Source organism: Streptomyces sp. NPDC004721, assembly GCF_053601495.1.
This window is the reverse complement of sequence record NZ_JBSGBZ010000092.1, coordinates 1-18,811: the sequence shown is the minus strand read 5'-3', so window position 1 is coordinate 18,811 and position 18,811 is coordinate 1. Positions and strand designations below refer to the sequence as shown.

At 69.0% G+C, this 18,811-nt stretch carries 13 protein-coding genes and 5 pseudogenes; 7 read left to right on the top strand and 11 right to left on the bottom strand.

Annotated features, from left to right (window positions below; all coding sequences use genetic code 11):
- The first annotated feature begins 10 nt into the window (after nt 1-10).
- Nucleotides 11-118: a phosphodiester glycosidase family protein gene (locus ACWEK3_RS39705; RefSeq protein WP_453251986.1), complete on the top strand. Its 108-nt coding sequence runs from the start codon at nt 11-13 to the stop codon at nt 116-118.
- A gap of 311 nt (nt 119-429) precedes the next feature.
- Here the strand turns inward: ACWEK3_RS39705 and ACWEK3_RS39700 are convergent, their stop codons facing one another.
- From ACWEK3_RS39700 to ACWEK3_RS39690, 3 genes and pseudogenes are all read right to left on the bottom strand, one after another.
- Nucleotides 430-2,514 (bottom strand): glycoside hydrolase family 2 protein, encoded by a 2,085-nt coding sequence (locus tag ACWEK3_RS39700; protein ID WP_453251985.1) that lies wholly within the window; start codon nt 2,512-2,514, stop codon nt 430-432.
- Between the two features lie 121 nt (nt 2,515-2,635).
- On the bottom strand, nt 2,636-4,696 hold the full coding sequence (locus tag ACWEK3_RS39695) for a beta-galactosidase (RefSeq protein WP_453251984.1): 2,061 nt from the start codon (nt 4,694-4,696) through the stop codon (nt 2,636-2,638).
- Nucleotides 4,693-5,214 (bottom strand): annotated as a pseudogene (locus tag ACWEK3_RS39690) (carbohydrate ABC transporter permease); the annotation flags it as partial. The pseudogene ACWEK3_RS39690 and the gene ACWEK3_RS39695, both read right to left, overlap by 4 nt.
- A gap of 492 nt (nt 5,215-5,706) precedes the next feature.
- Between ACWEK3_RS39690 and ACWEK3_RS39685 the strand changes: the two are divergent.
- The 5 genes and pseudogenes from ACWEK3_RS39685 to ACWEK3_RS39665 all read left to right on the top strand — a co-directional run bounded on the left by ACWEK3_RS39685 (nt 5,707) and on the right by ACWEK3_RS39665 (nt 8,389).
- The gene (locus ACWEK3_RS39685; RefSeq protein ID WP_450547171.1) at nt 5,707-6,255 is read left to right on the top strand and encodes a GNAT family N-acetyltransferase; all 549 of its coding nucleotides are present in this window, start codon (nt 5,707-5,709) and stop codon (nt 6,253-6,255) included.
- An 84-nt stretch (nt 6,256-6,339) separates the two neighbouring features.
- Nucleotides 6,340-6,495, top strand: a pseudogene (locus ACWEK3_RS39680) (IS630 family transposase); the annotation flags it as partial.
- Nucleotides 6,496-6,853: 358 nt separating this feature from the next.
- A pseudogene (locus ACWEK3_RS39675) lies at nt 6,854-6,934 on the top strand (cold-shock protein); the annotation flags it as partial.
- A gap of 179 nt (nt 6,935-7,113) precedes the next feature.
- Nucleotides 7,114-7,650, top strand: coding sequence for an RNA polymerase sigma factor (locus ACWEK3_RS39670; protein WP_450547180.1), 537 nt, complete (start codon nt 7,114-7,116; stop codon nt 7,648-7,650).
- A gap of 1 nt (nt 7,651) precedes the next feature.
- A complete protein-coding gene (locus ACWEK3_RS39665; protein WP_453251983.1) occupies nt 7,652-8,389 on the top strand; it encodes a hypothetical protein in 738 nt (245 codons plus the stop codon).
- 292 nt (nt 8,390-8,681) lie between these two features.
- Here the strand turns inward: ACWEK3_RS39665 and ACWEK3_RS39660 are convergent, their stop codons facing one another.
- From ACWEK3_RS39660 to ACWEK3_RS39630, 7 genes and pseudogenes are all read right to left on the bottom strand, one after another.
- Nucleotides 8,682-9,119 (bottom strand): hypothetical protein, encoded by a 438-nt coding sequence (locus ACWEK3_RS39660; protein ID WP_450547174.1) that lies wholly within the window; start codon nt 9,117-9,119, stop codon nt 8,682-8,684.
- Nucleotides 9,116-11,620: a M36 family metallopeptidase gene (locus ACWEK3_RS39655; RefSeq protein WP_453251982.1), complete on the bottom strand. Its 2,505-nt coding sequence runs from the start codon at nt 11,618-11,620 to the stop codon at nt 9,116-9,118. The genes ACWEK3_RS39660 and ACWEK3_RS39655 overlap by 4 nt, the downstream gene beginning before the upstream one ends.
- Nucleotides 11,590-11,703, bottom strand: a pseudogene (locus tag ACWEK3_RS39650) (hypothetical protein); the annotation flags it as partial. The pseudogene ACWEK3_RS39650 and the gene ACWEK3_RS39655, both read right to left, overlap by 31 nt.
- Nucleotides 11,704-11,878: 175 nt before the next feature.
- Nucleotides 11,879-12,181 (bottom strand): hypothetical protein, encoded by a 303-nt coding sequence (locus tag ACWEK3_RS39645; RefSeq protein ID WP_450547176.1) that lies wholly within the window; start codon nt 12,179-12,181, stop codon nt 11,879-11,881.
- 559 nt (nt 12,182-12,740) lie between these two features.
- Nucleotides 12,741-14,315: a family 20 glycosylhydrolase gene (locus ACWEK3_RS39640; protein WP_453251981.1), complete on the bottom strand. Its 1,575-nt coding sequence runs from the start codon at nt 14,313-14,315 to the stop codon at nt 12,741-12,743.
- A gap of 171 nt (nt 14,316-14,486) precedes the next feature.
- Nucleotides 14,487-17,276, bottom strand: a complete 2,790-nt coding sequence (locus ACWEK3_RS39635) for a family 20 glycosylhydrolase (RefSeq protein ID WP_453251980.1) — start codon at nt 17,274-17,276, stop codon at nt 14,487-14,489.
- 134 nt (nt 17,277-17,410) lie between these two features.
- Entirely contained in the window at nt 17,411-17,596 is a 186-nt protein-coding gene (locus tag ACWEK3_RS39630) for a hypothetical protein (protein ID WP_453251979.1), read from the bottom strand.
- 352 nt (nt 17,597-17,948) lie between these two features.
- Here ACWEK3_RS39630 and ACWEK3_RS39625 point away from each other — a divergent pair, with 352 nt between their 5' ends.
- The gene (locus tag ACWEK3_RS39625) at nt 17,949-18,377 is read left to right on the top strand and encodes a VOC family protein (RefSeq protein ID WP_384440680.1); all 429 of its coding nucleotides are present in this window, start codon (nt 17,949-17,951) and stop codon (nt 18,375-18,377) included.
- 106 nt (nt 18,378-18,483) lie between these two features.
- On the opposite strand, the pseudogene ACWEK3_RS39620 reads toward ACWEK3_RS39625, so the two are convergent.
- Nucleotides 18,484-18,675, bottom strand: a pseudogene (locus ACWEK3_RS39620) (IS5/IS1182 family transposase); the annotation flags it as partial.
- Nucleotides 18,676-18,811: the final 136 nt, after the last annotated feature.

Here is an 18,811-nt window from a genome sequence, read left to right as displayed (position 1 = left end):
CGCGCACTTCATGCGCTCCCTGGGCGCGGTGCAGGCGCTCAACCTGGACGGCGGCGGCTCCTCCGCGATGGCGGTGGACGGACGGCTCGTCAACAATCACCTCCGACGCGACCGGTGAGCGCCCGGTCGGCGACACCCTGCAGGTACTACCGGCACACCGCAACTGAAGCCGATCGCACCGTTCCGCAGGGGTCCTGTCTCCAGACACCACGCGGGGAAGGTGTGTTCGGCGGGTGCTCGACGCAGCGTAGGGTGGCGGTGTGGCACGCGCTCGGCGAACCGTGCCGGGCGCCGAGGGTCTCGACGCCGAGCCCGAGCCGATCGAGGTGGGCACCCGGTGGGGATCGCCGTGGAGCACCGGCGCGAAAGTGGAACTGCGCCCGATCGGCCGGGCGCGGTCGGGCCCCGGCAACGGTCAGGCGTTCACGGTCACACATTCCTCGGGTTGACGGCCTGCTGGAAGGCCCGGGAAGCGAGTTTGGGCCGCTCCTCGGCGAAGGTCAACATGCCCATCACCGAGATGCCGTTGTGATCCTGGTTGTAACCGGCCCGTTCCTTGTAGTCCTTGAGCACCCAGAAGGTGTAGCCAGCCACGAAAGCGGAGCGCCGGGCCGTCTGGTCCCAGTGCGTCCGGAAGGAGGCCGCCTGCCATTCCTCGGTTCCCGGGGTGGTCTCCGGGCCGCGCCTGCCGGCCTCGGACCAGGTGCCGTTCTCGGTGATCAGGATCGGCTTGTCGGGGTACTTGGCATGAATCGCGTCGAGTGTCGTGCCGAGGTCGGCGTCCTTGCCGTAGAAGTATCCGAAGTACTCGTTGAAGCCGATGACGTCCGCGAGGTCGAAGGCTGGATCGTTGCTGGTGCTGGACGCCCACGTGACCGGTCGGGCCGTGAGGTCGACCGAGCGCACGGCCGCCTTGAGGTCGGCGAGCCAGCCCCGGTAGACAGGTGCGCCGCCAGGATCGATCTCCGACTCGTTCTGCAGGCCCCAAAGGATCACCGACGGGTGGTTGTGCTGGGTCCAGGCCATGGTCAGCGCAAGGGCGCGGGCAAGGCCGTACGTCTCGGTCTGGAGCTTCTCCTGCGCGGTGTTCAGCCACATGGTGTCGTTGTCGTCCATCACCATGACGCCGTGCCGGTCGGCCCAGTCGTAGACGTACGGGTGCCGGTTGTAGACGCAGTTGCGCATGAAGTTGGCGCCCAGGTCGAGCAGGTGCCCCAACTCGGTGTCGTACTCGCGCGGTGTTATCGCGCGTCCGTGGGCAGCGGTCTCCTCGTGCCAGTTGGTGCCCTTCAGGAACAGCGGCTTGCCGTCCAGCCGCAGCTGCGCCTGTCCGACCGACAGGTCGCGCACGCCGTAGTTGGTCGACAGGGTGTCCGTGCGGCGGCCACGGCCGCCGGGTTCCGTGGTGGTCAGGCCGGCGCGTGCGGTGAGCAGACGAGGGGATCCCGGGCTCCATCGCGGAGCGTCGGGTACCGGTATCGACACCGGTACGACGCTGACCGATCCGGCGGGGATCCGGGTGGTGACGGTGACGGCCCGCGCTCCGCTGCCGCGGCCCGGATCCACCGTAAGGTGTCCCTCGTAGTCGGTTGTGCCGTGGTTTTCCAGCACGACTCTCGCCTGGAACGTCCCCCCGACGCCGACGGCCAGCAGCTTGGCGATGGTGACCTCGGGCACGGCCTCGAGCCAGGCCGACCGGGTGATGCCCGCGTAGGGCCAGTAGTCCACGGGCTTGTAGGGGATCTCGTAGGAGTCGGTCACCGGCTGGGCGCCCGTTCCCGTGTACTGCGTGTAGCTTGCCCGGCGGAAGACTCGGACCACGATGGTCTGCCGCGCGCCCGGGCGCAGGGCCGACGGCACCGGAAGCGAGAAGGGCGAGTTGGCGCCCTCGTGCCGACCGAGGTGGACGCCGTCCAGCCAGACGTCGGCGCTGTATCCGACGGCCAGGAAGTTCAGGCGCACGTGCCGTCCGCGCCACGAGGCGGGCACGTGGACGGCGGTCCTGTACCAGGCGTATCCGTCGTCGAACGCGGTGCCGCGGCCGAACGCATCGCCCTGCTCCGAGGCGAAGCCGTGGGTGTCGAGGAGGTCCCAGGCCCCGGGCACTGGGACGCGGCCCCACGCACTGTCGTCGAGGTCCGGAGACTGCCATTCCTGGCCGGACCCGACGTTGTCCGGGTCGAACCGGAAGCGCCACCGACCATCGAGCGGCAGGTAGTCGCGGGTGGGCTCGCGGATGCGCCAGCCGTCGAGGGCGGGGAGTACGACGCCGTACTGGAAGACGACGTTGGTGCCGCCGACCGCGCGCACATGCGTGCCGGAGGGCTCGGTGGCCGGGTGGGTCTCCAGCACCGGCGCGTCCGCGGTGGCGGTGCCGGCCGCGTACGCCGCCGTGTCCGGCCAGACGGGCAGGGCGACCGCAGTGGCCGCGCCGACGGCCGTGGCCATGACGGCACGGCGGGACACGCCGGAGGGGCGGGCGGCCGGGGAGGAGCGTTCCGAGCGACTTGCCATCCGTGTACTCCCTTGGGTGAGAAGGTCCGTCGGAAACGGCGCGGCACGGCGTGCCCTGGGTCGCGGGGACCTAAGGCCGGTCGCGTCGAAGGCCGCCTGCGGCGGGTGGATGCGCAGGCTGTTATGCGTCGGCCAGGACGGCCACGCCGGCCGGTCCCAGGTCGACGACGCTGCTGGGCGAGCCGCCGGACAGCAGGTCACGGGCCGGGCGGGGCAGCTGGACGCGAGTTTCGGAGCCGGAATGGTTGAGCAGGACGAGGTACCGGGTCCTGTTGCCGTGGCGCACCACTGCCTGCACCCCTTCCGGGAGGCCGGGCAGCACCGGGTCGACGCCGGCCTCCTGGCGGATCCGGTCGAACAGCGCCCGCGTCGCCGCCGGGTCCAGGCGGGTGCCGAGGTACCAGGCGACACCCTCGCCGAACCCGTGGCGCGTCACCGTGGGCCGGCCGGCGAGCTCGGTGGAGGCGAAGGTCGCCACCGTCTGAGCGCCCTCGAGGTGGATGTCCTCCGACCACAGGCGTCCGGTGGTGCCGGTGCGGGGGGCTCCTCCGGGCGCGTTGGTGAAGGAGAGGTCGACGCTGCCGTCCTCGGGCAGGGGCCAGAACTCCTCGATCCGCAGGCCCAGCATTTCGCGCAGGGGAGCAGGGTACCCGCCGAGGTGGACGCGGTCGCACTCGTCGACGATTCCGGAGAAGAACGAGACCACCAGATGCCCGCCGGCCCTGACGTACTCGGCCAGGTTGCGGGTCGCCTCGTCGTCGATCATGTAGAGGTTGGGGACGACGACCAGTCGGTACGCCGACAGGTCCCAGGTCGGATGGACCACGTCGCAGGTGACGTTCGCATCGAACAGCGGCCAGTAGTGCGCGAGGTTCGCGTCCATCTGCCGCAGGCCCGACGACGGGTGCGAGTCGAGCTCGAGCCCCCACCAGCTCGCCCAGTCCATGACGAGTGCGGCGTTGGCCCCGACCGTCGAGCCGGCCAGTTCCGGAAGGCCCGCCAGCTCGTTCCCGAGCGTCCGGATCTCGCGGAAGGTCCGCGTCCTGCTCCCGCCGTGCGGCACCATCGCGGAGTGGTACTTCTCCGCGCCTCCGCGGGACTGGCGCCACTGGAAGTACATGACGGAGTCGGCTCCCTGGGCGATCGCCTGCCAGCTCCACAGGCGCATCAGGCCCGGTGCCTTGGGGCCGTTGCGCTCGCGCCAGTTGACCGCGCTGGGGGCCTGCTCCATGAGCAGCCAGGGCCGGCCGTGTCCCAGCGAGCGCATGAGGTCGTAGGTGAACGCGGCCTCGACGTGGGCGCGTGGGCGGTGCGGGTCGGGGTAGGAGTCGTGGCTGATGACGTCCTGGTGTTCGGCCCAGCGGAAGTAGTCCACCGGTTTCCATACGGACAGGAAGTTGGTGGTGACGGGGACCTTGGGAGTGATGCGGCGGAGGATCTCCTTCTCCGTCAGGAAGCAGTCCAGCATGGCGTCGGAGCTGAACCGGGCGAAGTCGATGCGCTGCGCGGGGTTGCCGAGGCCGGAGACCAGGCGCGGGGGCTGGATCTCGTCCCAGTCGCCGTACCGCTGCGACCAGAAGCTCGTGGACCAGGCGTCGTTGAGTGTCTCGAGGTCGCCGTACCGCTCGCGCAGCCAGCGCCTGAACTCGGTCGCCGACACGTCGCAGTAGCAGGCGGAGATGTGGCAGCCGTACTCGTTGCCGACGTGCCACAGCGCGAGCGCGGGGTGGTCGGCGTAGCGGCTCGCGATCCGGTCGACGAGGCGTCCGGCGAACTCGCGGTAGACCGGGCTGGACGGGCAGTACTGCTGGCGGGCGCCAGGCCAGATGCGGGCACCGTCGGCCCGGACGGGCAGCGACTGCGGATACTGGTGGGAGAGCCAGGGCGGCGGGGAGGCCGTCATCGTCGCCAGGCAGGCGGCGATGCCGTTGGCCGCCAGGTTGTCCATGATCCCGTCGAACCGCGAGAAGTCGAACTCCCCCGGACGCGGTTCGACCTCGGCCCACGAGAAGATGCCCACGCTCACCATGGAGACCGCAGCCTCCTTCATGAGCCGCATGTCCTCGGCCCAGACGTCCTCCGGCCACTGCTCCGGGTTGTAGTCGCCGCCGAAGGCGATGCGCCCGAGACGTGCGCGCAGGCGGTCGGCGCGGGTGGTACCGGAATCGTCGTGGTGGGTCATCCTTTGACACTCCCCTGGGTCAGGCCGGCGCGCCAGAACCTCTGGAGCACGACCATGGCGATCATGAGCGGGACCACGGAGACGAAGGCTCCGCCGACGGTGAGCTGGTACAGGTCGGGTTGACGGTCGGCGAAGGACTGCCACGAGGTGAGCCCCAGGGTGATGGGGTACAGCTTCGGGTCGGAGAGCATGATCAGCGGCAGGAAGTAGTTGTTCCAGACGCCGACGAACTGGAACAGGAAGATGGTCACCAAGGCCGGCGTCATGATCCGCAGGCCGACGACGCGGAAGATGCGGAACTCTCCGGCTCCGTCCAGGCGTGCGGCTTCGAGGAGTTCGTCGGGGACAGAGGCGGCCGCGTAGATGCGGCACAGGTACACGCCGAAGGGGCTGACGACGCTGGGCAGCAGGACGGCCCAGTAGGTGTTGGCCAGGCCGACGCGGCTGAAGATCAGGTACAGGGGCAGGGCCAGGGCGGTGCCCGGGATCAGCACGCCGCCCAGGATGACGTTGAAGATCGCCAGGATGCCCGGTTTGGGCGGTCGACCGCAAGCGCGTCGAGCAGGTTGGGCAGACCCGCCCTGACTGCCCCTCCCCCCGTAGCGTGGAGTCCGTGATTGCGGGAACGTTGCGGTTCATGGGGTCCAGGCAACGGACGAGTACCATGCGGTGCCGTCGGTGACGGCCTTGACCTTGCCCAGGTTGGCCACCTTATGGGCCCGTCGACCACCGAGGCCGACACCGTACGAATGGCCGACGCGGCGTCCCCCTTCCTCGCCAGCACGAACGAGGTGGGCCCGACGACGCCATGGTACGCACCGCGCAGCCGCCGGAATGCGTCCAGCACACCCGAATAACGGCCTACTGCCGCATCAGCGAACCTTCGGCCCCTCGCAGCGAGATGCTTCATTCGAATGCTGGTCCGGTGCGCACTTGAACGGTCACTGGCCATACCCTTCCGGCTCCAAGACTGTGTGCGAGCCACCCGGAAGAGTCTTTACCCTCCAAGCATGGATCTTCGCGAAGAACTTCCGAGCGACAGACAGGCCGTGCGGGATGTTCACCTGCAGGCGTTCGGTGACCATGGCCTTGTCGTGGCCGATCTGGTCGATACCCTGCGGGACACCATCACGCCCGAGGACGGCCTCTCGCTGGTCGCCGAGCACGACAGGCAGGTCGTCGGCCATGTCATGTTCACCCGCAGTCTGCTCGATGCCCCTCGGCGGCTGGTTGAAGTGCAAGTCCTCAGCCCGTTGGCCGTGATGCCTGAGCTCCATAAGCGCGGTATCGGCTCGGCTCTGGTCCAACACGGACTGGGGATCCTCGCCGAGCGAGCAGTCCCCCTCGTCTTCCTGGAGGGCGATCCGGGCTATTACTCGCGTTTCGGCTTCACGCCCGGTGGCGGCCTGGGCTTCCGAAAGCCATCCCTGCGCATCCCGGACGGTGCCTTCCAGGCCATCAGGCTCCCCGGGTATGAGCCGTGGATGACGGGGACGCTGGTCTATGCAGAGCCGTTCTGGCGGCATGACGCAGTTGGCCTCCGTGACCCCAACGCATAGCGATACGAGCGCCGATACCCCTGTTGTGACATGACGCACCGTTGGATGCTGGTCCAGGCGGCGCGGTGTCGCCAGGCTCTGCGGATGGCAGAACGAGTACGCATTCGCGAGATCGAGGACGACGAAAGCAGGCGCCCGCTGCGGATCACCCGCAGGGGTACTGGATCGGTGGTGACCTGGCGGCGTGCGCAGATGGTACTGCTGTCCCCGCAGGACATGCTCGTGTCGAAGATCGCCGAGGACATCCACAGGAAGTGACACAGCCAGGGCGTCGCTGCTCGGCACGGCGCCGGGCGGGATGAGGGCGGTACGCCTAGCGGGAGGTATCCCCGCGCAGAAGCGTGGTGTTGCGGCGTCCGCTCTCCAACGACAGCGATTTTCGGGATCTCTTCCCGACTCGTGGGCGTCCCGCACTGGCGCCGTGGAGGCTTGCCCTGGTCAGGGTGCAGCAGTTCGCAGAGAGGTCCAGGATCTGGTTGTCCGGGCCTCGCAGCAGCCGGGCCCGGAATTCGCTGAGCACGGAGTCACCCCCTGCCACCGAGACCCTGGCCCAGGCTGCTCAAGGGCTGTTCCCGGGCATGAACGCAGGAATAGCAGGATGGCCAGCGGCACCGTGAAGTGGTTCAGCGCCGGCAAGGGTTATGGCTTCATCGCCCAGGACAACGGAGGCGGGCCAGAAGGAACGCAAGCACAAAACATCGTCCGGGGCTGACTGCTCACGGCCCTCTCCAGGAACTGGTGGGGTTGATCTTCCATACATTGCAGCCAACTTCGGGGTGGAGTACGCACCCGCATCGAACGTTCCGCACAGCTGCGGCGTCGTAGAGGAAACGCATGGGAGATGCGGGAGGGGAGGGCGTGTTGCTACGCAGAAGGACGAGCCGCAGCCGGGAGACGGACCACGGCGCTGACGATCCGCTGGACTCGGCCCAGGAACACCGAGTGCGGGCGGTACTCGCACTCGGTGGAGTGCCGCAGGCGGACCTGCAAGACGGAGTACAGCAGGTCCGCCTGCGGCTGCTGGAGCGGGCAGCGAGCGGCCAGGAGGCGCCTCGCAACGTCTCCGCGTGGGCCGCGGTCGTCGCCTCCAACCTCGCCATGGACTGGCACCGCGCCAAGCACCGCCAAGAACGCCTCGGCGAGCGGCTGGCCTCGCTGCGGCAGGGGGAAAATCCCTCGGGCGAGGACACCCGGCTGCTCTCCCTCGCCGTCGCCCAGGGCCTGGACGAACTGCCCGAGGTCCAGCGCCAGGTCCTCATCCTGCGCTTCTACGCCGACCTGCCCGTCCGGGTGATCGCCCAACAGCTCGGCGTCCCCGAAGGCACGGTCAAGAGCCGGCTGCACACCGCCGTCCGCGCCCTGCGCGAACGGCTGCACGAGGACGAGGTGGTATGACGTGACCGCCGAACACACGCGGGCCGACGGCCACGGCGAGGCGGACCCGCTGATGGCCGCGATCCTGGACGAACCGATGCCCCGCTCGGCGTACTCCGACGCCGACCGCATGACCGAGTACCGCGCGGCCCGCGCCGACCTCACCGCGCTCCGCCAAGAGCTCACCTTCATCGCCAACGCGCTCACCGCCCAGGAGCCGGCGCAGCCCCCCGGCAGGGGTGCGGCCGGACACCCGCAGCAGCCGAGGCCGCCCCGGCGGGCGCGTCGCGGCCGGGCCGTCGCGGCGGGCGGCCTTGTGGCGGCCCTTGTCGTCTGCGCAGTGTTCGGGCTGACGTGGCTCCTCACCGTGGGCCAAGCCGGGACGAGTTCGACCGGTGGCACCGCCGATGCCAAGGTCACCACCGGCGGGTACGTGGCCTGCGCCCGGCTGATAGTCGAGGGCACGGTCACCCAGGTCGCCCCCGAGCCCGGCACCACACAGGACCGGATCGAACTTGCCGTCAACCGCCGCTACAAGCCCCGAACGGGCCCCGCCCGGATCACCTTCCTGATGGACCACGACGTCTCGCCCCGCCTTCGGCCCGGTGCCCATGTCCTCATCGCCATCCCCAGACACGCAAGCAGCCCCGACCTCTGGAGCACAGGCGAAAAGCGGATCGCCCACGACCGCGCCTGGATCCTCGCAGGGCTCAAAGAGTCCCGCACGCTCACCTGCGACCAGGACCCCTCCTCCGACTGACCGCCCTCCCCGCACAGCGCTCAGCACGATCCGCACACAAGAGCGGACGCCCGCCGCCGGCGAGCACCCGCCTCCCAGTCGTGCGTAGGACGCTGCGTGGGCTGGCCAGCCAGGAACCTCTGCCGGAGGAATGGCGGCGGCACTACCCGCTCTTCCTACGGCTGCTGTCGACGACGGGACCACTGGTGGTGGCGTAGTCGTCCGTGTGGCGCCGCCGCCGTTGGGCGCACGAGAAACCCTCACTGCCTTGACCAGGCTTGCTCAAGCCCCCTTGATCGGGTCGGCTGAATTCTCACCGAATCTGGAAAGTGATCCGCAGCGGCCGCAGGCCCGGCCGTCCGATGGTGTGCAGCACCGCCTCGCCCAGTCCGGCGGTGCGAATGGCCCAGGCTTGGAAGCCCGGATCGGTCTCGTAGTCGACCGGTACGAGGACGATCGCCGTGCCGTCGACGGTGGGGGTGGCTTCTCGCCAACGGCCGGAGAGGCGCAGCTGGGTGGTGTCGCCGAGGCGGAGGGTGACGGCGCGGCCCGTGTCGTCCTGGGTGAGGACGGCCGGAGCGGGCGGCACAGGGGTGGCATTTGTCGCCGCGGGTGTGGGGGTCGGGGTGGGGGTGGCGGTATGGGCGGGCGGGGCCTGGCGGTCCGGTGGGGGGTTGTTGGTGCAGGCGGCCGCCGCCACCCCGAGGAGCAGGGCGGCGGCGACGCGCGGCAGGAGCATCATCCGTGTCATACGAGCGGGATGTTGATACAGGTGAGGATGGCCGCCTGGGCGGAGAGCTGCTGCCTGGTGGCGTTGGGGTCGAGGCGAACCTTCTCAGCGTTCTGGACGGCCTCCAGGAAGGGGGTGTCCGCCTTCAGGTCGCTGTCGGTGTCGACGAGTTCGTACGGCTCGAACGCTCCATTGGCGAAGTTGAGCCATGCGGCGAGCAGCTGGCGGTCGAGGGAACGCTTCGGGTCCAGGAGCAGGTTGAGGAAGAGGACGTCCGCGGCCTTGTCCTGGGTGGACACGTCGACCTTCTCGGAGAACACTGCGCTCGCATGCTGGACGATCTTCAGATAGCAGTCCAGCGTCTTCTTGCCGAGCCCCGTGAGGTCGCCGGTCAGGTATTTGACGTACCAGACATCGGCGAGCAGCGACAGCGGGGCATTGCCCTGGACGATGACGGGCATCCCGTCGGCCCCCGTACCGCCGTCGTCGTCGCGTGCTGAGAAGGACAGGTCGTACAGGCAAGGCTTGGTGTACGTGTGGGCCTGGGGGTCCGTCAGGTCGCGCGGCTGGACGCTGGGGCTGCGGACGGGATCGGGGTCCGGCGGGTTGACGAGCGAGGTGGTCGTGGTGGCCGGTGTCCCGTCGCCCCATGCCCAGCTCATGGTCTCGTCATCGCTGCCGGGGTCGGTGACCCGGGCGGTGTACCTCTTCTCCTCGCCCGCGTGAACGACGAGTGTCCGCCCGCCCGCGAGCGGCACCGCACCGGTCTTCTCGATGGCGACGGTCGGGTCGACGTTGGCGACGGTGATCGTGGCCTCGCGACAGGTGGTGGTGTCGTCGTCGCTGCCGCAGACCTTCACGGTGAAGGTGCCGTTGTCGCCGAAGACGAGCTCGCGGCTGAAGGTGAGGGTGGCGTCGGGGCGGTTGTTCTCCAGTTGTCCGGGCAGGGAGACGGGCTTGCCGTCGCCAGGGTCGATGGTGGCGGTGAGCGGGTCGAGCCAGCCCGGGTCGGTGACTGTGCCGGCGACAGTGAGCTTGCCGCCCTCCTCACGCGGGCCCTGGACGGTGAAGGTCACCGTGGGCGCCACGTTGGTGACGGTCACGGTCGCCGTGTCGGTGTCGGTCCCTGCGGCGTTGCCGACGCGCAGGCCTACGGTGTACGTGCCGTCCTGGCCGACCCGGTCGAAGAGCGGGCTGACGCCGGTAGCGTCGTCGTAGGCGCCGTCGCCGTCGAAGTCCCAGCTGTAGCTGCCGCCGCCACCGGGGACGGTGGAGCCGCTCGCGTCGCGTCGTATGTCGGCACCCTCCTTGGTGGAGTACGGCCCGCCCGCGTCGGCGGTAGGCCGGCAGCTCGCGGGGTAGTCGGTCGCCGGATTGGCCTGGCTCTGGCTCGGTGAGGTGGCGCTCGCGCCCATGCCTCGGCGGGCGAACACGCCCCACAGCAGGCACTGGTTGGCGCCGCCGTGGTTGGCCCGGTCTGCGGCGAGGATGCCGTCGCGGGCGTCCAGGAAGTCGGGTGAGGACGGCGTCAGCTTCATGCCGTCGACCATCAACTGCTCGTGCCGCTGCTTCCCGCTGGCATAGCCGTACGCACCGACGAGCGCGGTGCGCATGTCCCACATGGCGGTGGCCCAGATCTCGCCGTCGGCGTGCACCTCGCAGCTGCCGTCGCAGAGGTCGGCGTAGGTGAGGTTGCTGTTGTTGTACGCGACGCGGCGTACGCCGGTGGCTTGGCCGTTGTTGTACTCGCCGTACACCGGGTCGTTCCACAGCGAGGTGGCCACCGCGTCGCTCCAGCCCTCGCCGAGCGCGCCGGTCTGCTCACCGTCGCCCAGTTCGCCGCCGCCGACGAGCCGGTGGGACAGGCCGTGGCTGTACTCATGGGCGATGGTGTCGCCGTTCATGGCTCGGTGTGTGTTGCGGTTGTCGCAGGAGGCGCGTCCGACGAAGAGCCGCATGGTCCCGTTCTGGCCGTCGGCGGGGGTGCCGAAGTTGGCGTTGCAGGCGGAGTCCCCGTTGGCGTCGAAGTCGACGTAGACCTGGACGCGGTCGCCGCCGGCGCCGCCGTTGCCGAGGTTGTCCTCCTGGAAGTTGCCCGACGCCTCGTCGAAGCCGAGCCCGTAGAGGTGGTCGTGCATGCGGTTGGTGTAGTAGAAGGCCTGGGTGACGACCGCGTCCCGGTCAGTGGTGAGATCGGTGCCGCCGCTGGTGCGGAAGGCGTCCGTGAAGGTGTAGTTGAAGTGCTGGTACGCCGGGTCTCCGGCAGCCGGGGTCTGGGGCTGGTGACCGAGCGTCTCGTTGCCGTCGAGGTCCTGGGAGACCTCGGCGTTGTTGCCGGTGGTGACCCGGCCGGTGACCCAGGAACGGCCGAGGCCGCTGAAGGGGACGGTCGTCGCGCTGCCGAGGGTGGGATCTGGGCGGAGTGGTCGATCTGCTCGTTCTCGACCTGGTAGGCGATCACGCTGCCGCCGCCGTCGGTGATTTGGTGGCGGGCGATGATGCGGTTGACGGTCTTCAGCCACTCCAGGTCGGCGGCCAGGTTCTGCGGGTCGGACGTGCGCGAGGCGCCGCCGTAGCTGGTGGTGTATGGGGGCAGGCCTCCCATGGAGGCCTCGGCGTTGATGTACGGCCCCGGGCGGGCGATGACTGGCTACCACTCCAGCAAGCCGGGCTCCTACGACTTCACCGGCATCCGCGACATCGACCGCCTACTCACCATGGAACCCGGAGGCCTTCATCTTCTGCAGGACGTCCCGCCACTGGTCGGGGCTCGGCAGCCGCTAGTAGTGGAACTCTCCGGACCAGATGTTGAGGCGCTTGCCGTCGATCTTCAGGGAGTCGGCGTCCCAGGTCACGGTGTGACCGGCCGTCGTTGCCGGCGAATACGGCGCCTGCCGCGCGGCCACCGGCGCCTGGGGCGGTGGCGCGGTCTCGCCTCTGGCCGCCGTCGTGGCCGACGCCGTCGCGGCCGGCGCCGCGAGCGCCAGCGCGAGTCCCAGCGCCAGACGGCGTACAGCGCTCCGTCGGCGCCTTCTGGAAGAGGGAGGGCGACTCGTACGCCGAGTGCCCGTGGTGTGTGTCATCGGTGTCCCTTCTGCGAGTTTCACGCAGTAGCGATTGCGGTGCTTGCTTGCGGTGTGCGGCTCGGCGCGGCCATCCCTCCGCGGTCGGCGGCGGGCAGTGATGGGCGCGCCAGGTAAGTGCGGCCATCGGGCGAGCGACTGCGGGACTTCTTCCGAGAGGCCCGTACGAGAGCAGGCCGGGCGTGCGAGAGCGGCTCGGAGTGTCGGACGTCGATGAACGTATGGAGCAGGCTCCCCGGATCCAGTGGCTTCGACCAGGAAACAACACGTCCCAAACACGTCAAACACGAACGCGTGCCTGCCCGCCGAGGAGTTGCGACACATGAGGAGTCCTGACGGAGCTGCGGGCGGACACCTCTGCCATCACGCATGCTCCGGCGAGGATCTGCGGCGGGGCCGTGCAGGCGGGCTTCGTCACCGAGGCCGCACCGGGGCTCGGCGGCACCGCTAGGCGCGCAACGCCAGAGGCGACGCCCAGCCGGAAGTCGGACGGGCACGCCCGGGCGCGGAGGTCAGCCGCCCTGAGATCGCGACGGCCCGGGGGCGAGCCGGGTGCGCGTCAGTCACGGATGCGGGCCGCAGGCGCCGTTCCCACCTGTTCCACGACCTTGACCCGGAATTCCTCGAGCGTCTCGGCCGGCTTGGGGGAACCCCAGGTCTGTTGTGCGAAGACCTGCAGCCACTCCTGCAGCAATCGCGCCACTTCGTCCTGCCCCATGGAGCTGGGTGAGTCGCACCACACGGACAGACGGGCGCCGAAGACCGGTGCGTGCTCCGGCAGGTGGTAATCACCCGCGCTACCTGCGGCTCCCATGAACGTCCGTGAGGTCCAGCGCTCGTAGATTCCCCGCGGATTCTTGTAGGGGCCCGTTCCGAGACCATTCGACGTGAGAATGAAGTACAGGTAGTCGCCGTTGGAATTGATGACCTCATGCCCGGCAGTGACGTATTGCCCGGCGTTCGGTTTTGCCGAGTTCCAGCGTATCCAGACGTCGACCTGGGTCCGCGGGTCGACGCGGTTCACGCCCTCGCCCGGATAGACGTCGTCGTTGAACATGCGTGCCGTCTTGCCCTTCGACCGGACCACGTCGGCGAGTTCGTTCATGTAGAACTCGTATCCGTCGTGTGCGGTGGCCTCACTGTTTCCGGTCATGTCCCGTGCGTACTGCACCAGTTGCGGCGCCGTCCGGTCCGAGACGACATCCGGCCCCGTCCCCTGCCACGGTGCCGGGAAGAACTCGTCGCCGCCGAGGTGGAAGACAGGTCCGTCGAACAGATCACACATCTCGCTGACGATCTCGTGGACGAGCCGCCGCGCGTCCGGCTTGCTGAAGTCCAGAAAGCCGGAGTGTCGGGTGCCGTTGGCAAGTACAAGTTGGTACTCGGGGTGGAAGGACAGGATGTGGTCCATGTGACCTGGAGTGTCCACGTCGGCATTGACATGTACGTGATATTTCTGCGCGAAGGCCAGGATCTCCCGCACCTCCGCTTTCGTAAGGTGCTCCGCCGAGACGATCTCCGGATGCGTCTCGCACTCCACTCGAAAACCGAGCCCCTCGGAGATGTGGAGCTGGAGCGCGTTCATCTTCAGGAACGACATCTCGCGGATGAGAGCCTTGATCCAGTCCGGTGTGAAGTACTTCCGGCCCAGGTCAAGCAGCAGGGACCGCTCGCTGAGGGCCGGCCAGTCGACGATCCTGCCGGCGGGCAGGCCACTGCGCAGCACCTGCACCAGCGTCCTGGTGCCCCAGAAGACACCGACGGCGGTCGGGGACGTGACCGTGACGGCCTTGTCGGCGACGATCGAGTACGCCTCCGCATGCTCGGCCTGGTCCACCTCGCCCAGTCGCAGGACGATGTCGTGCGGCCTGGAGTTCCGGGACACGACCACCCGCGGAGCCCGCGTCAGGTGTCCTTCTGCCACCAACTCCTCCGCGAGCACCTGCGCTGCCGGCCGCAGATCGCGTGCCGAACACGGGTGCAGAACGATGCGCGTTGCCGGAAGGAGTTCCTTTGCGACCGCCCCGGCCTCGAATCGCTGCACGGCAGGCAGGACCGTCGGCGGGGCCGCTTCCGGGGTGGCCGGCCCTGTGCCTGCCCCTTCGGCGGCGCCCGCGAAGGCAGGGGTTCTCATTCCGGCCAGGAGGGGAAGGGACAGGCTGGCGGCCACAAAGCCCCGACGGCTCACTCTCGACTGATCCATCGTGCGCGCGCTCCTCTCGGTGGAACCTCGTCCTGGCGCCGCCTCCGATGCCGGGCCTCTCACCCGCCCGGCATCGGGGCGCCTCGCGTACGTGTACCGGTCTCAGGCGGGGCGGCCTCCGACGTTGATCTCCGCGCCGCCGGCGAAGGCGTTGGCTGCCGGGGAGTTGAGGCCTGTCAGGCGTACGTACCGGCCGCGGGTTGCGCCGAACTCGACGTTCTGGGGGGTGAGCGCCTCGGTAAAGGAGCCGGTGGCCACCTCCGTCCAGGTGGTGCCGTCGGCGGACACCGTGATCCGGTAGTCCTGGATCCTGCCGTTGCGGGCGTTCTGCCGTTGTGTGTACTGCAGGCCCGTGACGTCGTACGTCTTCCCCAGGTCCAGGGTGATGTGGTGGGGGAAGCCGGGCGCGGCGCTGTACCACTGGGTGTGCCAGAAGGTGTTCGGGTCGCCGTCGATGGCGTTCGTGGCGGCTCCGTTCTCGCCGGCGGTCTCCTGGCTGTCGACGTCGTGCACGCGGAGCGTGGACTGGTCGATCAGATCCGGCAGCGGGCGCAGGGCGGATTCGACCGACACGGTGGCGCGTGCCGAGCGGTCGCCCTGGACGGCGCTGATGGTGTGCGTGCCGTCGTAGGTCGCAGCCGGGATGACGCCGTGGCGGGCGAAGCGTCCGTCCGCGTCGGCGCGCACCGTGTAGAGAGTCCTGTCGTCGATGCGGATGTCGACGTAGCCGGGCTCGAAACCTGTCAGCTTCAGCGGGACCCACGTTCCGGCCTTGACGTCCAGCGGTACCGAGAGCGCCGGGGCGGCCGGAGCGTGGTCGGCGCCGGAGGGTGTGTCGCTCGGCTGGACGCGGACGGACACCGGGTCGCCCACCGACGGGGTGAGCAGGCAGGTCGTCTCCTGGGTGAAGGCGGCCTTGATGCCTGCGGTGTAGAGGCCTGCGCCGTGGAGCGAGTCCCGGGCCCGGCTCTGGGTGAACGTCACCGGCAGTACCCGGTCACCGCACTTGGCGGTCGCGGTGAGGGGCTCGGTCAGGGCGCTCGACGAGGCGGGGTCGCCGTCGGTCGCCACAGTGTCGGGGACGATCCGGGTGCCGTCGTCGGAGGCCTTGGTGCCGGGGGCGGCGACGAGGCCCAGCCCGAGCCGGGCGGTGACTCCGCGCGGGGCGACGGCGTCGGTACCGGCGACGGTGGCGGCCCACCGGGCACCAGGGCTCTCGTAGAAGTTGGCACCCGCCACGGTCAGGCGCGGGCCCACCAGGGCGAGGCGAGCGGCGAAGTCGGCGACGTCCTTGTGCGCGGCGGGCGTCCAGCCGGTCTCCAGGATCGCAGCCGCTCGTGGCAGCGTGAGGAACTGCGCCTGATCGCCGCCGCGTACCGTCTCCGACCACAGCGGGCCCTCGACGCCAAGCACGGCCGCCTCGGGAATGCCGCCCGACACCGTGGTCGTCGGGTCCCAGCCGTAGTAGCGCTGGAAGTCGCAGGTGCCGCTGCAGGCCCACGTCAGGCCGATCGGGGTGTCCTTGGTGTACTTCTGGTCCAGGTAGGCGCCGCCCGCGGCGGACACCACGGCTTTGCCGCCCTTGGCGACGAAGTCGCGCACCCAGTCGCCGGAACCGACCCAGTACTGCACGACCGAGCCGTTCCAGAAACCGGGCTTCTGGGAGAGTCCGGCCTCGGCGTACTCCGTCCAGCCCATCGTCCCCACGCCCGTCGCGGCCTTGATACGGGGCACCGCACGGTTGACGAAGTCGACGTAGCGGGTGTGGCCCATCGCGTGGGACTCGTCGCCGCCGACGTGCACGTACGGGCCGCCGGTCATCTCGGCCAGCTGGCGGAAGACATGCTCGACGAAGGTGTAAGTGAGGTCGTGGCGCTCGTCGAGTGCGGAATAGCCGACGTTGCCGGTGCCGTTCCAGTCCACGACGCCGGTTCCCGAGTCGGACGCGGGCAGGGACCTGCTGGTGTTGAGCTGGGGAATCGCGTGCAGGGCGGCGTTGGTGTGCCCGGGGATGTCGACTTCGGGAACGACGGTGACGAACCGTTCCCTCGCGTAGGCGACGATGTCACGGTACTGCTGCTGCGTGTAGTAGCCGGTGCGGCCCAGTTCGGCCCGGTGGCCCTGCTGGTTCATCGCGGTCGCGCCCGACTCGCGGTGCAGTCTGCCGTAGTCGATCGGATCACCCGGGGCCTTGCCGTCGTTGGTGATCTCGACCCGCCAGCCCTGGTCGTCGGCGAGGTGCAGGTGCAGCACGCTCATCTTCAGCCGGGACAGCGTATCGATGTAGCGCTTGACGTCGTCGACGTCCTGGAACGAACGGGCCACGTCGAGCATGACACCGCGGTAGGAGAAGCGTGGCGCGTCCTCTATGTGCGTCGCGGGCATGCGCCAGTTGGTGACGACACGGGTCGGCGATTCCGCCCACGCGGGCAGCAGCTGGCGCAGGCTCTGAACGCCGTTGAACGCGCCGTGGCCGGTGCGCGCGGTGATCGACACGCTACGGCGGTCCACGTCCAGGACATACGACTCGGCGGTGGGTGCGGCGCCGTCGACGGTGTACTTCGCCGCCGGGTCCACCGAGATATGGATGGCGTTGCCGCCGTGCCCGCGCACCGGTACCCGGAATCCGGTCGCTTTCCGTAGTTCTACGGCGAGTTGCTCACCGACGCGGGCCGCTTCGCCGTGTGCGACGACGGCGAGGGAGGGACGCAGGACGAACGGCTCCTCACCGGCCGCATGTTCCACGACGACCGGGCGCGGGACGAGCGCGGTGGCCGGCGCCGCGGGCGGGGCCTGCTCGGCACCGGCTGCCGCCGGCACACCGGCCGGGCCAACCAGGATCGTGAGGACCGCCGCGACCAGCAGACGCGGAGCGCGACAGCGGGATGGCACAGGACTTCTCTTCAATCGCAATGGCACGGGGACTCCCTGTAGGGCAATCAGCGATGCACGTACATGCTTGAAAAGCCTGAGTTCCATTCAGTTTCGAGCAACTTAGCGCCACGGACCGGAGTGGTCTAGTCCCTTCACACGGAGAAGGTCTCGGCGTACTCCTCGGCTCCACCCAGTTCCGCCTCGCCGCGCAGCTCGATCCGTTCTCCGAAGCGCTCCAGCTCCAGCCGGGTCACAGTGTTCTCGCCCGGCACCAGCAGAGGCGCGGGAAGACAGAGCGTCACCTGAGCGCCGACCTCCCAGTACCGGCCGAGCAGCACCCGTTCACCCAGCCCGGTTCGTGCTGGTCGAGCGCTGGGCAAGCCGGGGCCACTGGGAAGCCCACGATGCTGGAGAAGCCATCCAGAAGATCTACCTGCCCGAGATCATGCCGCGCATTGAGCGTGAGGTGCACCCGAGCGCACCCGTACGACCCCAAGGCCGGTGATCATGAGATGGGACGCATCTGTGACTTCCTTCCCGGGCTGAAGCCCGGGAAGGAAGTCAACCGTGACCGTCTCGCCGATTGTCCGGTTTGATCACTTGGTGTCCAAGGTGGCCCAGGGCGCGACGGGTGGCGGGTGGATCCGCCTGGCGAAATGAGCGGCGGAGTCCCCCTGCTATGGTGCGCCGATGTCAGCGATCAAGAAGTTTCAAGTCACCTTTGACTGCGCAGAACCTGAGCGCCTCGCTCGCTTCTGGTGCGAGGTGTTGGGGTACGTCGTACCGCCGCCGCCGGAGGGGTATGCCACTTGGGACGATTTCACTCGTTCGCAGCCACCTGAGCAGCGGGATTCATGGTTCGCCTGCATAGATCCCTCAGGGGTGGGCCCGCGACTGTACTTCCAGCGCGTCCCCGAAGGGAAGGCCGTCAAGAACCGCGTGCATCTTGATGTGCGGGTCGGCACCGGTCTCGTGGGTGAAGCGCGCCTCGCCGCACTCGAGGCCGAATGTGCGCGACTCGTCCCGCTCGGCGCGGTACACGTGCGAACACTGTATGACGGCAATGATGCGTGCATCCCGATGCTGGACATCGAAGGCAACGAGTTTTGTATCGACTGAGCATTCTCCGAGCCGGAGAGGTGGGGAGCCGCTTCCCTCCGACCTTTCTGGTCTCGTATGGGGCCGGAGTTATCCCGTGAGGGCGAAGTTGTGCAGCCGAGCGATGCGCGAAGACGTGCTCGAGGCGGGCCCGCACCTTGCGGTGGGAGGCGTTGCGCTCCTCCTTCCAAGCTGGCAGCTCGGTCCGCCCGCGTTCACGGCGGTGCGGGATGAACAGGCCGGTACCCCGGTAGCCGCCGTCCGCGATGACCGTGGCCCGGCCGACGGCGGCCTTCGCACCGGAAAGTTCCCACGCCTTCCGTCCTTACGGAACCGCTGACAGGGCTGAAGCGCGAGCGACAGCCGTGACCGGGGCCGTAGCTGGGTGCGAAGGGGTCGTGGATGTACTCGCGCGGGTCGTGGTGGCCGACGCCCTTGTTCTGCGAGAGGCCGGG